This window comes from Acetatifactor sp., assembly GCF_982438285.1.
In genome coordinates, this window is the sequence record NZ_CEWDFQ010000059.1 from 1 (window position 1) to 12,136 (window position 12,136).

Sequence of the window (12,136 nt, forward strand, 5' to 3'; positions counted from 1 at the left end):
CATCCTGGAGAGCTGAAGGATATGGTGTGTTCGCCGGGCGGCACTACCATTCAGGCGGTGAAGGTATTAGAGGAAAAGGGCCTGCGCGCCGCTGTGATGGATGCCATGGAGGCATGTATCCAAAAATCCCGGGATATGTAGTCTTGGCAAGTCTTTGTCAATGGATGTTGGTTAAAGTGTTACAGCCTGGAAGGAAAAAACAGGAAAGTAAAATCATAAAACATTGACTTGACAAAAAAAACAGCTTCTGCTATGATAACCTGCGTAACAAATTTAACAAATCTGTAATAAATTAGTTAAAAAAGTGATATATTTTTTAACGGTTCAAATTTGTTGGAGGTAAAGAAAATGGCAGGAAGCAAAAGGCTGCTTGTGGGGCTTGCAGGATTTGCGGTATCCGTATCCCTGCTTGCACAGACAGGCATGACCGTACAGGCTGGCAGCTCAAATAATTACCTGGATGAAATAAGCGGAGGCGTAGCGGCCATATTGGACCCCGGCGCAACAAATACGACGGAGCTTTTGAACGCTACGGCAAAGGAATTAAACTTAAATTTCACTGCAGACGAGGAAAAATCCACCTTGGTTATGGCCAACGTGAAAAATACTCTGAACGTGAGAAGTGAAGCCAGCGAAGAGGCCGAAAAGGTCGGAATGCTGTACAAGGACTGCGGAGGCACCATTCTGGAAAGAAAGGATGGCTGGACCAAACTGCAGTCGGGAAACATCATTGGCTGGGCGAAGGATGAATATCTTCTGTTTGACGAGGAGGCAGAAGCCCTGGCAAACGATGTGGGAAAGATGATTGCAACCATTGCGGACACAGAGACCGTAAGAGTGAGAACACAGCCCAATACAGAAGCCTCCACATTGGGACTGCTTCCCAAGGGAGAGATCGTGGAGGTTTTGGAAAACCGAGAGGACGGATGGGTCTGCATTGACTATAACGGAGAAGACGGCTATGTAGCTGCCGAGTTTGCAGCCCTTGATTTTCAGATCGATGCCGGTGAGACCATGGAAGAGATTAAAGCCAGGGAAGCAGCCGAGCAGGAGGCAAAGCGCCATGTCAACTACGGCGAATATACAACGGATGCGGATACTACCATGCTTCTGGCGGCCCTGATTCAATGTGAGGCAGGGGGCGAGAGCTACGAAGGCCAGCTTGCGGTGGGCGCAGTGGTTATGAACCGTGTGAGAAGCGGCGCATATCCCGACAGCATCCACGGTGTGATTTACGCTTCCGGCCAGTTTACACCTGCCATGAGCGGCAAGCTGAACCGTGTATATGAATCCGGCAATATTTCCACAAGCTGTATTCAGGCGGCACAGGACGCCATAGCTGGCAACTCCAACGTAGGAGACCTGACACATTTCCGGCGGAATAATGGCCGCGACGGTGTGGTGATCGGCAATCATGTATTTTACTAAGGCAGCCATAAAGTAAAAAGGCGAGAGCATTCTGCGGAATAGAGCATTCCAAGGAATGCTCTCATTTTTTGTCAAAAGCGCAGAGATGTCCGTAAATGAACGATAAAACTTCTATCGTGCCAGAAAAAGAATTGCCAGCAGGGGGAATTTGTAGTAAACTGAATTCATAGTTTAAAAGAAAAAAGACAGGTAACAATAATAAGACCTGGCACTATGGAAAAGGGAGCGATTGCATGAATGAAATGTTAATTCTGTGGCTGGTTTTGCTGATTCTTTTCATTGGCATTGAGGCGGCTACCCTGGGGCTTACCACCATCTGGTTTGCAGGGGGAGCGCTCGTGTGCATTGTTGCGGCTGCGTTTCAGGCGCCTGTGCTTGTGCAGGTGATTCTGTTTTTTGTGGTATCCCTGCTTTTGCTGTATTTTACCAGGCCTGTGGCGGTAAAGTATTTTAACAAAGACCGGGTGAGAACCAATGTGGAAAGTCTGGTGGGCAGACAGGGAATTGTAATCAGCGAGATTGACAATCTCCAGGGAATCGGCCAGATTACCGTAGGCGGACAGGAGTGGAGCGCCAGAAGCGTCGATGACGGGACGGCGATTCCTGTTGGGGCAGTGGTGGATATTATGGCCATCAGCGGCGTCAAGCTGATTGTGCGGCTGGATCCGCAGATGCAGCAGACCCAGGCAGAATCAGGAAAATGAGACGGAGCATTTTTCAAAGCAAAACAAAAGAAAGTATAAGGGGGTGCCGATACCCTGACGGCACAGAAGGAGGTAGTATATGATTATTTTTATTGTACTGTTGGTTTTAATTTTGCTGATTTTGGTATCCTGTATCAAGATCGTGCCCCAGGCACAGGCCTTTGTGGTGGAGCGTCTGGGCGCTTACCAGGGAACCTGGTCAGTGGGCTTTCACCTGAAGGTGCCCTTTATTGATAAGGTGGCAAGGAAGGTAAACTTAAAGGAGCAGGTTGCGGATTTTCCTCCACAGCCGGTAATCACCAAGGATAACGTCACCATGCGGATAGATACGGTTGTGTTTTATCAGATTACGGATCCCAAGCTGTTTACCTACGGGGTGGAGAATCCCATGATGGCCATTGAAAATCTCACGGCCACCACTCTGCGAAATATTATTGGTGATCTGGAGCTGGATCAGACCCTGACCTCCAGAGAGACCATCAACACGAAGATGAGAGCGGCACTGGACATTGCCACAGACCCCTGGGGCATCAAGGTAAACCGGGTAGAGCTGAAAAATATCATTCCTCCCGCTGAGATTCAAAGCGCTATGGAAAAACAGATGAAGGCGGAGAGAGAAAGAAGAGAGGCAGTTACCAGAGCAGAGGGCGAAAAGAAGGCCAATATTCTGGTGGCAGAGGGTGAAAAGGAATCTGCGATTCTGCGCGCCGAGGCGGAGAAGCAGTCCGCTATTTTAAAGGCGGAGGCAGAGAAAGAAAAAATGATCCGCGAGGCAGAAGGCCAGGCGGAGGCAATTCTCAAGGTACAGCAGGCCAATGCGGACGGTATCCGTATGCTGAAGGAGGCAGGCGCAGACGAGGCGGTGCTGAAGATGAAGAGTCTGGAAGCCTTTGAGAAGGTTGCGGACGGCCGTGCCACCACCATTCTGCTTCCTGCACAGCTGGAGGGCATCGCAAGCCTTGCATCTGCATGGAAGGAAACCGCAAACAAAATCCAGCCTTAAAACATATAAAACGTGCGCCGCAGGCGCACTGAGAAACCGCGTTTGATTTTCCTGGAAAGGGAAAGGCCTGCGCGGTTTTTCCTTGCAAAGAAGCCATTGTGAAAAAAAACATCCTGTGATAGAATAAAAAAACGAATAACAATTATGGGAGGCATGCTTTATGAATTTAAAGGGGCGCGATTTTTTGAAACTGCTTGACTTTACGCCGGAGGAAATCAACTATCTTCTTGACCTGGCTTCTGAGCTTAAGGAGAAGAAGAAACAGGGAATCCCGGTGGATACCCTGAGAGGAAAAAATGTGGCGTTGATTTTTGAAAAGACAAGCACGCGCACCCGGTGTGCCTTCGAGGTGGCAGCTCATGATTTGGGAATGGGAACCACTTATCTGGACCCTTCAGGCTCACAGATTGGCAAAAAGGAAAGCATTGCGGATACGGCCCGGGTGCTGGCTGGCATGTTCGAGGGAATTGAATACCGCGGATTTGAGCAGGAAATTGTAGAGGAGCTGGCCAGGTATTCCAAGGTGCCTGTGTGGAATGGGCTTACCAATGAATTTCATCCCACCCAAATGCTGGCGGATCTTTTGACCATACGGGAGCATTTCGGACACCTGAAGGGAATCCGGCTTACCTATATGGGGGATGCCCGCTACAATATGGGAAATTCCCTTATGGTGGCCTGTGCAAAAATGGGAATGCACTTTACGGCCTGCACTACGGCAAAGTATTTTCCGGCAAAGGAGCTTGCGTCTCAGTGTGAGGCTATAGCAAAGGAGACGGGCGGCAGCATCCGCTTTACGGAGGATGTCAAACTGGGAACGAAGGATGTGGATGTGATTTATACGGATGTATGGGTTTCCATGGGTGAGCCGGAGCAGGTCTGGGAAGAGAGAATCAGAGAGCTGTCCCCTTATCAGGTCAATAAAAGCGTGATGGAGAACGCCGGGAAAAACGCCGTATTTATGCACTGTCTTCCGGCCTTCCACGATCTAAAGACAAAAATCGGCGCCCAGATGGGAGAGCGATTTGGCATTACTGAGATGGAGGTGACGGATGAGGTGTTTGAATCCTTAAACTCCCTGGTGTTTGAGGAGGCCGAAAACCGCATGCACACCATCAAGGCTGTTATGGCGGCAACCCTATGAAGCAGGAAATTTTAGAGCTTTTGCGGGGCAGAGAGGATTATGTTTCCGGACAGGAGCTGTGTGAGCGCTTTGGCGTGTCCAGGACGGCGGTCTGGAAGGCTGTGGAGCAGCTGAAAAAAGAAGGCTATCTCATTGAGGCTGTGAGAAACAGAGGATACCTTTTGCGGGATTCAGATGAGGTCTACAGTGGAAATGAAATTGCAGGAAGGCTTCGGACAAGGTGGGCGGGAAGGCCGGTTTACTTTTATGACAGTCTGGGCTCCACCAATCTGCAGGCTAAAATGGATGCGGAGAAAGGGGCCTGTCATGGCACCTTGATTGTGGCGGATATGCAGACGAAGGGACGGGGCAGACGGGGAAGGAACTGGAGCAGCCCGGCGGGAACCAATCTTTACTTTACGTTGATTTTGAAGCCGGATTTCTCTCCGGATACCGCTTCCATGCTGACCCTTGTGATGGCCTATGCCATTGCCAGGGGAATTGAGAAAACGGTATCCGGACAGGGGAAAGAGGAGCCGGATGGTCTGGAGATCGGCATCAAATGGCCCAACGATATTGTGGTGCATGGGAAAAAGGTTTGTGGGATTTTGACAGAGATGAGTGCCGAGCGGGATTATATTCATTATGTGGTCATCGGCTGCGGCGTCAATGTAAAAAAGCAGAACTTTGGGCCGGAGATTGCCTCTACGGCGGCAGCCTTGGAGGAGGAGCTGAAACAAAAAATATCCAGAAGCGGACTTTTGGCCAACGTGATGGAGGTATTCGAGCGGGAATATGAGGCCTTTGTGGAAACAGGGAGCCTGGAGGGTCTTAAGGACAGGTACAATGCCCTTTTGGTAAACCGTGACAGGGAGGTCTGCGTATTGGATCCAAAGGGAGAATACCGGGGAGTGGCAAGAGGGATCAACGACGCGGGAGAACTTCTGGTGGAGCGGCCTGAGGGCGGCCTGACTGCGGTTTACGCGGGAGAGGTGTCCGTCAGAGGCATTTATGGCTATGTATAGATTGCGGAGGCTGAAATGGACGATAAGAGAGTGGTGCTTTGCGGCGCCAACGCCTATGATATGAAATATTATTTTAATCCGGCTTTTAACGGCATTCCTGACTCTATTAAGGACGAGCTGCATATTATCTGTGTTTTGTTTACGGAGGAGGTAGGGGGGATTTTCACCATTGTATTTGAAGAGGATGGCTCGCTGTCTTTAGAGACGAATGCGGAGGAAGATGATATTTACTACGATGAAATTTCCAGCGGGCTGTTGGTTTCGGAAATCCGCAGAAAGCGCCAGGAGCTGCTGGAATCCTTAAGCCTGTATTACAGGGTTTTTATTTTGAAGGAAGATATTTCCCAGATTTTGAAAGAAGAGGAGCAGGGATAATTCTATGATTTTAGTGATTGATGTTGGAAATACAAATATGACGCTGGGAGTGTTTGCCGGGGAGACGGCGGCGGCAACCTTCCGCATGATGACCAAGACGCCCAGAACCTCGGACGAGTACGGGGTGATCATCACACAGCTTTTGAAAAACCGGGATATTGACGCGTCGAAGCTGGAGGGCTCCATCATTGCAAGCGTTGTGCCGGATGTGATGCACTCCTTAACCAGCGCCTTGATCCGCTATACGAAAACCAAGCCGCTGATTGTGGGGCCTGGTGTAAAAACGGGCATAAAGGTTGTGACGGAAGACCCCAGAGCCATCGGCGCAGACCGCATGGTGGATGCGGTGGCAGCCTACGAAAAGTACGGCGGGCCGGTGCTTGTGCTGGATTTCGGGACGGCTACCACCTATGACCTGATCACGGAAAAGGGCGAATTTGCGGCGGGCATTACCGCACCGGGGATACGTATCAGCTCGGAGGCTTTGTGGAAGGAGACGGCAAAGCTGCCCAACATCGAGATCAAAAAGCCCAAGTCTATTCTGGCCCAGGAGACCATAAGCAGTATGCAGGCGGGATTGATGTACGGACAGATCGGGCAGACGGAGTACATCATCAAGAAGGTGAAGGAAGAGAGCGGTCTGGACAATTTGAAGGTGGTTGCCACCGGAGGGCTGGGCAGAATTATCTCCGATGAAACGGATGCCATTGACATCTATGACAGCGCCCTGACCCTGGATGGCCTGCGGATCATTTATGAGAAGAACAGGACAAAGAGATGAGCGCGCTTAGGATAGGCGGCGTGACATTAAAAAATAATGTGATACTGGCTCCCATGGCAGGTGTTTCGGACCTGCCATTTCGCTTGCTGTGCCATGAGCTGGGAGCTGGGCTTGTGTGCATGGAGATGGTCAGCGCCAAGGCAATTTTTTATGGCAATAAGAATACGGAGCGGCTGCTTGACATTCATCCAAAGGAGCGGCCTGTTTCTTTGCAGCTGTTTGGGTCCGACCCGGTGATTGTAAGCGAGATGGCAAAAAAAATTGAGGAGCGGCCTTTTTCCATCCTGGACTTTAACATGGGCTGTCCTGTGCCGAAGGTGGTGAATAACGGGGAGGGCTCCGCTCTTTTAAAAAATCCCAGACTGGCGGCGCAGATATTGGAGGGGCTGGTTAAGGCGGTGCAAAAGCCTGTGACGGGAAAGATCAGGATGGGCTTTGACAAGGAGCATATTAACGCGGTGGAGATGGCCAAAATCGCAGAGGCCTGCGGCGTGGCAGCCATAGCGGTGCATGCAAGGACAAGAGAGCAGTATTACAGCGGCAAGGCTGACTGGGAGATCATTCGTGCGGTGAAGGAGGCGGTGAGCATTCCGGTGATTGGAAACGGAGATGTGGACTCTCCGGCCGCGGCAGAGCAGATGCTCTTAGAAACCGGCTGCGACGGTGTTATGATCGGCAGAGGCGCCCAGGGAAATCCCTGGATTTTCCGGGAGGTATCACAATATCTGGAGACGGGAGCCATACCCCGAAAGCCTGACAACGCAGAAAAGCGGGAGCTTATCCTTCGCCATGCCAGGCTGCAGCTGGAATACAAGGGAGAATACACCGGCGTCAGGGAGATGCGAAAGCATTTGTCCTGGTATACTGTGGGAATGCCCCATTCTGCCAGATTCCGCCAGATGATCAATGCGCTGGAGAGCATGGATGCGCTGATTCAGGGCGTGGAAGAGATCTTTCCGGACGTCTGAAGAGATTACTTTGGAAAGGCAGCCGGTCTTTTGCATACAAAAGGTTTCTGCGGCATATATTTATGCCATGGACAGGATCATTTATTTTTATACTGCCAGAGGACAAAGCCATGCGGAGGAAGGACAATTTCTTGCAAAGCCATGTCAGGTGTACCGCCTGCAGCAAAAGGATTATCTGCTGATCCGTGCAAGACTTGACAGAGGGCTGGTGAAGCGCTGGGAGGCGGAGGAGAGCCTCTTGGGGCAGAGGAAAGAGACTTTTATAGAAAGACCCTGGCATCAGCGGATTTTTCAAATGCCTGGAGAGAAAAGAAGAAGGAAGGCGATTGAAAAAAGGCGGCGTTACTGGGAAGCACAGCTTGCCCTGGTGCTGGAAATGTTTGGAGCAGAGGGGGAGGAGCTTCCTTTGGAAGACTGCTGTTTTTCCTGCGAGGAAGCACTGGAGCATCTGTTAAAGCCCAGGCAGAGCCAGGCTTCTGTTCCCGGGGAAATCTGGAGCAGGCTTTGGAGGGTGCCGGTGTTTGACGGCTTTCGGGAACCCCAGTGGGTGGAGCATATGATGCAGTATGCAGGGAATCCTCATTTTTTAATTTTGGGATATGATCCCGTGCTGCCCTTGCTGCTTAGGCGCTATGCCTGTAAAATGAAAAGCTTAAAATGGATTCTGCCGAAAGAGTGTTACCGGGAACCGCTTCAGGATTTTTTGGAGGACATTTATGAGGAATACGGACTGGCGGCAGCAGTGCAGGTTCTGGAACCGGGGAAGACCTTGAAACGGGCCGGGGTGGCATGCTGGGAACCCTCCTCTATTTTGGATTTTTCCGGGGAGGTGCAGATTCCCACGGGACAGATTGCAAAGGGGAGCATCTGGCTGGACATGGACGCTCTGGAGGAAAAGTGCAGGCGCATGGAAAGCCGGAATCTGGGAATCCGGTATGTTTCCCTGAAAAAGGAATGGAAACAGCCTGTATTGCCTTGACACTGTGGATAAAAATGGGTATAATACGGAAGTTAATTGGGAGTTTATTATTTTACGTGATAGAATCAAAATTAGGAAGGTGTTTGTCATGCAGGAGAAGAAGAACATTTTGACTTACGAGGGCCTCAGAAAATATGAGGATGAGCTACATGATCTGAAGGTGGTAAGACGTCAGGAGGTGGCTCAGAAAATCAAGGAAGCCAGAGAACAGGGGGATTTGTCCGAGAATGCGGAGTATGACGCGGCAAAGGACGAGCAAAGAGACATTGAGGCGCGGATTGAGGAGCTGGAAAAGATATTGAAAAATGCCGAGGTGGTTCTGGAGGACGAGGTAGACCTGGATAAGATCAATATCGGCTGCAAGGTGAAGCTGCTTGATCTGGAATACAGCGAGGAGCTGGAATACAAGATCGTAGGCTCCACGGAGGCAAACAGCCTGAAGGGAAAAATATCCAATGAAAGCCCGGTAGGAAAAGCGCTGATTGGGCGCAAAGTCGGGGACACCGTGGAGGTGGAGACACAGGCGGGGGGATTTTTCTTTAAAAATTTGGGAATCCAGAGAGGGAAATGATACCGCCGATCACAGATAAGGAGAGAAGAACGTGGCAGAAGCACAAAATCCGAAGGGACAGGAACAGGATATCAACCAGCTGCTTAAGGTGAGAAGAGAGAAGCTTGCGGCGCTTCAGGCGGCCGGCAAGGACCCGTTTCTGATTACCAAATATGACGTGACCCATCACAGCACAGATATCAAGGAACACTTTGAGGAACTGGAGGGAAAAACAGTCCGCATTGCGGGCCGTGTTATGTCCAAGCGTGTTATGGGCAAAGCCTCTTTTTGCAATATTCAGGACTTGCCGGGGAACATTCAGTCCTATGTGGCCCGCGACAGCATCGGAGAGGAGTCCTATGCGGACTTTAAAAAATATGATGTGGGAGATATTGTAGGTATTGAAGGGGAAGTGTTTAAGACAAAGACGGGAGAAATTTCCGTTCATGCCGGGAAGGTGACGCTGCTTTCCAAGAGCCTGCAGGTACTTCCTGAGAAATTTCATGGCCTTACCAATACGGATATCCGCTACCGCCAGCGGTACACGGATTTGATTATGAACAGCGAGGTAAAGGATACCTTTGTAAAGCGCTCTAAGATTATCAGCGCCATCCGCCGTTATCTGGAGAATCAAGGCTTTCTTGAGGTGGAGACTCCCATGCTGGTGTCCAATGCGGGGGGCGCGGCAGCAAGACCCTTTGAAACCCATTACAATGCCCTAGATGAGGATGTGAAGCTTCGCATTTCTCTGGAGCTGTATTTGAAGCGGCTGATTGTGGGCGGAATGGAGCGCGTTTTTGAGATCGGGCGCGTGTTCCGCAACGAGGGACTTGACACCAGGCATAACCCGGAGTTTACCCTGATGGAGCTCTATCAGGCATACACGGATTATCACGGCATGATGGATTTGACGGAGAATATGTTCCGCTATGTGGCGCAGGAGGTGTGCGGCACCACCTTGATTCCCTATGGGGAGGAAATGATCGATCTTGGAAAGCCCTTTGAGCGCATTACCATGGTGGAAGCGGTGAAAAAATATGCCGGGGTGGATTTTGACCAGATTCCCGATACGGAGGCGGCAAAGAAGATTGCAGATGAGAAGGGCGTTCATTATGAGGCCCGCCATGCAAAGGGAGATATTCTGAATCTGTTTTTTGAGGAATTTGCAGAGGAGCACTTGATTCAGCCCACCTTCGTGATGGATCATCCCGTGGAGGTTTCTCCCCTTACCAAGAGGAAGCCGGACAAGCCGGATTATGTGGAGCGTTTTGAGCTGTTTATCTACGGACGGGAGATGTGCAACGCCTACTCTGAGCTGAATGACCCCATCGATCAGAGAGAGCGCTTTAAGGCCCAGGAGGCTGCTTTGGCAGCCGGGGACGAGGAGGCCAACACCACGGACGAGGACTTTATGAATGCGCTGGAGATCGGTATGCCGCCTACGGGAGGCATCGGCTATGGCATTGACAGACTGGTGATGCTTTTGACAAATTCTCCGGCCATCAGGGATGTGCTGCTGTTCCCCACAATGAAACCATTAGACTGACGGACAGCCCGCAAACCCGCATGAAACCTGGGTTTGTGAGAAATCAGGTTTACTGCAGTTACAACAATTTTACTACAAATGAAAATCCTTGGATGAAAAGACACGGGACCGCCGGTACGCTGGCGGTCCCGTTCTGCTATTACGATATGGAGTTGAACAAACAATGAGAGAGAATTTTCATAAAAGGCTTGTGGCCGTCAAAACCGCAGATGCGATCAACGCGATCAATGGTGTACCGGTTTCTGCGGATGCAAAGCTCCTGTCAGAGAAGTGGGTCCGAGGGGAATTGACCGGAGAGCAGATGAAGCAGGAGTTGCTGGACCTCCATCGGAAGATTGCGGCAGAGGAGAATCGGAGCGATTATTGAGTTCAAAAGGCTGTGGGGCATGAAAAGCGTTACAGCAGCAGACCTATGGGGGAAACAGGATTGATTTCCCTTACAGACGTATAGTATCCCTTAAAACTGATATACTGATAAGGGAAAGTTTTTCCCGGAGTTGAAATTTCCCTTATTCTATGGTAAAATTTAAGGGAATAAAGGAGGGCGTAAGGGTATGCGTGCATTCAATTACTCCGCGTTCCGGGAACAGAAATGGGACTCGGAGATTTTGGGCCTAGTCGCGGCGATTTATAAAGAAGCCGGAAAGCAGGAACTATATCTGAAACAACGGCCAGAAGAATTGGAGAAACTGGTGGAGATTGCAAAGGTGCAGAGCACCGAGGCATCCAATGCCATTGAGGGCATCGTGACCACAAACACCCGTATCCGGCAACTTGTGCAGGAGAAAACGATGCCGAGAAACCGGGACGAGCAGGAGATTGCGGGTTATCGGGACGTGCTGAACCTCATTCACGAGAACTTCGACGCCATCCCCATCACCCAGAACTACATCCTGCAGCTCCACAAGATCCTCTACAGCCATATGAACAATCCCATGGCAGGCAGAACCAAAAGTGTGCAGAACTACATCAGCGCCACCTATCCCGATGGCCATGTGGAGACCTTGTTCACGCCACTGGCTCCCTATGAAACGCCGGAGGCCCTGGACAGGATCTCCGAGGAGTACAACCGGGTCATTGGGAACATGGAAGTGGAGCCGCTGATTGTCATTCCTGTGTTCATCCACGACTTTCTCTGTATTCACCCTTTCAACGACGGAAACGGCAGAATGAGCCGTCTACTGACCACACTGCTGCTCTACCGCAGCGGGTTTTATGTGGGCAAGTATATCTCGCTGGAGGCCAAGATCGCAAAAAATAAGGACCTCTATTATGATGTCCTGAGCCAGGCGCAGATCGGATGGCATGAAGGCACCGAAGATGTGGTTCCGTTCATCAAGTATCTGCTGGGGACCATTCTTTCCGCCTACAAGGATTTTGAAGATCGCTTTGCTCTGGTGGAGACCAAACTCCCTGCCCTGGAGACTGTGCGCCGGGCGACCATGGAGAAAATCGGCCGGTTTACGAAGCAGGATATCCGGGAACTCTGCCCTTCGCTCAGTATCAGCTCCATCGAAGGGGCACTGCGGAAATTGGTGGCATCCGGCGAGCTGAAGCGGGAGGGCTCTGGGAAAAATATTTGCTATTACAGATTAAAATGATTCCCCTCATCAGTCTTGCACTGCTATCCTGGAGACAGCTGCGTACGATGTAC

General features: G+C 50.7%; 14 protein-coding genes. All 14 read left to right on the forward strand.

Annotation, left to right across the window (positions count from 1 at the left end):
• Positions 1-141 (forward strand): pyrroline-5-carboxylate reductase dimerization domain-containing protein (locus AC1WIP_RS04620; protein WP_481140727.1); only part of this gene is annotated, 141 nt, incomplete at its 5' end.
• A gap of 207 nt (positions 142-348) precedes the next feature.
• A complete protein-coding gene (locus AC1WIP_RS04625) occupies positions 349-1,428 on the forward strand; it encodes a cell wall hydrolase (RefSeq protein ID WP_481140715.1) in 1,080 nt (359 codons plus the stop codon).
• Positions 1,429-1,661: 233 nt separating this feature from the next.
• Positions 1,662-2,132, forward strand: a complete 471-nt coding sequence (locus AC1WIP_RS04630) for an NfeD family protein (RefSeq protein WP_481140716.1) — start codon at positions 1,662-1,664, stop codon at positions 2,130-2,132.
• A 79-nt stretch (positions 2,133-2,211) separates the two neighbouring features.
• Positions 2,212-3,135, forward strand: coding sequence for an SPFH domain-containing protein (locus AC1WIP_RS04635; protein ID WP_481140717.1), 924 nt, complete (start codon positions 2,212-2,214; stop codon positions 3,133-3,135).
• A 160-nt stretch (positions 3,136-3,295) separates the two neighbouring features.
• Positions 3,296-4,279, forward strand: a complete 984-nt coding sequence (argF, locus tag AC1WIP_RS04640) for an ornithine carbamoyltransferase (protein ID WP_481140718.1) — start codon at positions 3,296-3,298, stop codon at positions 4,277-4,279.
• The gene (locus AC1WIP_RS04645; protein WP_481140719.1) at positions 4,276-5,283 is read left to right on the forward strand and encodes a biotin--[acetyl-CoA-carboxylase] ligase; all 1,008 of its coding nucleotides are present in this window, start codon (positions 4,276-4,278) and stop codon (positions 5,281-5,283) included. The genes argF and AC1WIP_RS04645 overlap by 4 nt, the downstream gene beginning before the upstream one ends.
• Positions 5,284-5,298: 15 nt before the next feature.
• Positions 5,299-5,658, forward strand: coding sequence for a DUF6145 family protein (locus AC1WIP_RS04650; protein WP_318703781.1), 360 nt, complete (start codon positions 5,299-5,301; stop codon positions 5,656-5,658).
• Positions 5,659-5,662: 4 nt separating this feature from the next.
• Complete coding sequence (locus tag AC1WIP_RS04655; protein WP_481140720.1) at positions 5,663-6,439, forward strand: type III pantothenate kinase; 777 nt, start codon at positions 5,663-5,665, stop codon at positions 6,437-6,439.
• The gene (gene dusB / locus AC1WIP_RS04660) at positions 6,436-7,407 is read left to right on the forward strand and encodes a tRNA dihydrouridine synthase DusB (RefSeq protein WP_481140721.1); all 972 of its coding nucleotides are present in this window, start codon (positions 6,436-6,438) and stop codon (positions 7,405-7,407) included. The genes AC1WIP_RS04655 and dusB overlap by 4 nt, the downstream gene beginning before the upstream one ends.
• Before the next feature lie 10 nt (positions 7,408-7,417).
• Positions 7,418-8,386 (forward strand): hypothetical protein, encoded by a 969-nt coding sequence (locus tag AC1WIP_RS04665; protein WP_481140722.1) that lies wholly within the window; start codon positions 7,418-7,420, stop codon positions 8,384-8,386.
• Positions 8,387-8,474: 88 nt separating this feature from the next.
• The gene (gene greA / locus AC1WIP_RS04670) at positions 8,475-8,957 is read left to right on the forward strand and encodes a transcription elongation factor GreA (protein ID WP_481140723.1); all 483 of its coding nucleotides are present in this window, start codon (positions 8,475-8,477) and stop codon (positions 8,955-8,957) included.
• A gap of 31 nt (positions 8,958-8,988) precedes the next feature.
• Positions 8,989-10,482 carry a lysine--tRNA ligase gene (gene lysS / locus AC1WIP_RS04675; RefSeq protein ID WP_481140724.1) on the forward strand — a complete coding sequence of 498 codons (1,494 nt, stop codon included), beginning with the start codon at positions 8,989-8,991 and terminating at the stop codon, positions 10,480-10,482.
• A 163-nt stretch (positions 10,483-10,645) separates the two neighbouring features.
• Entirely contained in the window at positions 10,646-10,849 is a 204-nt protein-coding gene (locus AC1WIP_RS04680) for an antitoxin VbhA family protein (protein ID WP_481140725.1), read from the forward strand.
• A gap of 187 nt (positions 10,850-11,036) precedes the next feature.
• On the forward strand, positions 11,037-12,083 hold the full coding sequence (locus AC1WIP_RS04685; RefSeq protein ID WP_481140726.1) for a Fic family protein: 1,047 nt from the start codon (positions 11,037-11,039) through the stop codon (positions 12,081-12,083).
• Positions 12,084-12,136 lie beyond the last annotated feature (53 nt).

Bases quoted from the DNA above. Each gene is read 5' to 3' on its own strand.
- AC1WIP_RS04625 (WP_481140715.1), top strand. From the start codon at position 349: ATGGCAGGAAGCAAAAGGCTGCTTGTGGGGCTTGCAGGATTTGCGGTA.
- AC1WIP_RS04630 (WP_481140716.1), top strand. From the start codon at position 1,662: ATGAATGAAATGTTAATTCTGTGGCTGGTTTTGCTGATTCTTTTCATT.
- AC1WIP_RS04635 (WP_481140717.1), top strand. From the start codon at position 2,212: ATGATTATTTTTATTGTACTGTTGGTTTTAATTTTGCTGATTTTGGTA.
- argF (WP_481140718.1), top strand. From the start codon at position 3,296: ATGAATTTAAAGGGGCGCGATTTTTTGAAACTGCTTGACTTTACGCCG.
- AC1WIP_RS04645 (WP_481140719.1), top strand. From the start codon at position 4,276: ATGAAGCAGGAAATTTTAGAGCTTTTGCGGGGCAGAGAGGATTATGTT.
- AC1WIP_RS04650 (WP_318703781.1), top strand. From the start codon at position 5,299: ATGGACGATAAGAGAGTGGTGCTTTGCGGCGCCAACGCCTATGATATG.
- AC1WIP_RS04655 (WP_481140720.1), top strand. From the start codon at position 5,663: ATGATTTTAGTGATTGATGTTGGAAATACAAATATGACGCTGGGAGTG.
- dusB (WP_481140721.1), top strand. From the start codon at position 6,436: ATGAGCGCGCTTAGGATAGGCGGCGTGACATTAAAAAATAATGTGATA.
- greA (WP_481140723.1), top strand. From the start codon at position 8,475: ATGCAGGAGAAGAAGAACATTTTGACTTACGAGGGCCTCAGAAAATAT.
- AC1WIP_RS04680 (WP_481140725.1), top strand. From the start codon at position 10,646: ATGAGAGAGAATTTTCATAAAAGGCTTGTGGCCGTCAAAACCGCAGAT.
- AC1WIP_RS04685 (WP_481140726.1), top strand. From the start codon at position 11,037: ATGCGTGCATTCAATTACTCCGCGTTCCGGGAACAGAAATGGGACTCG.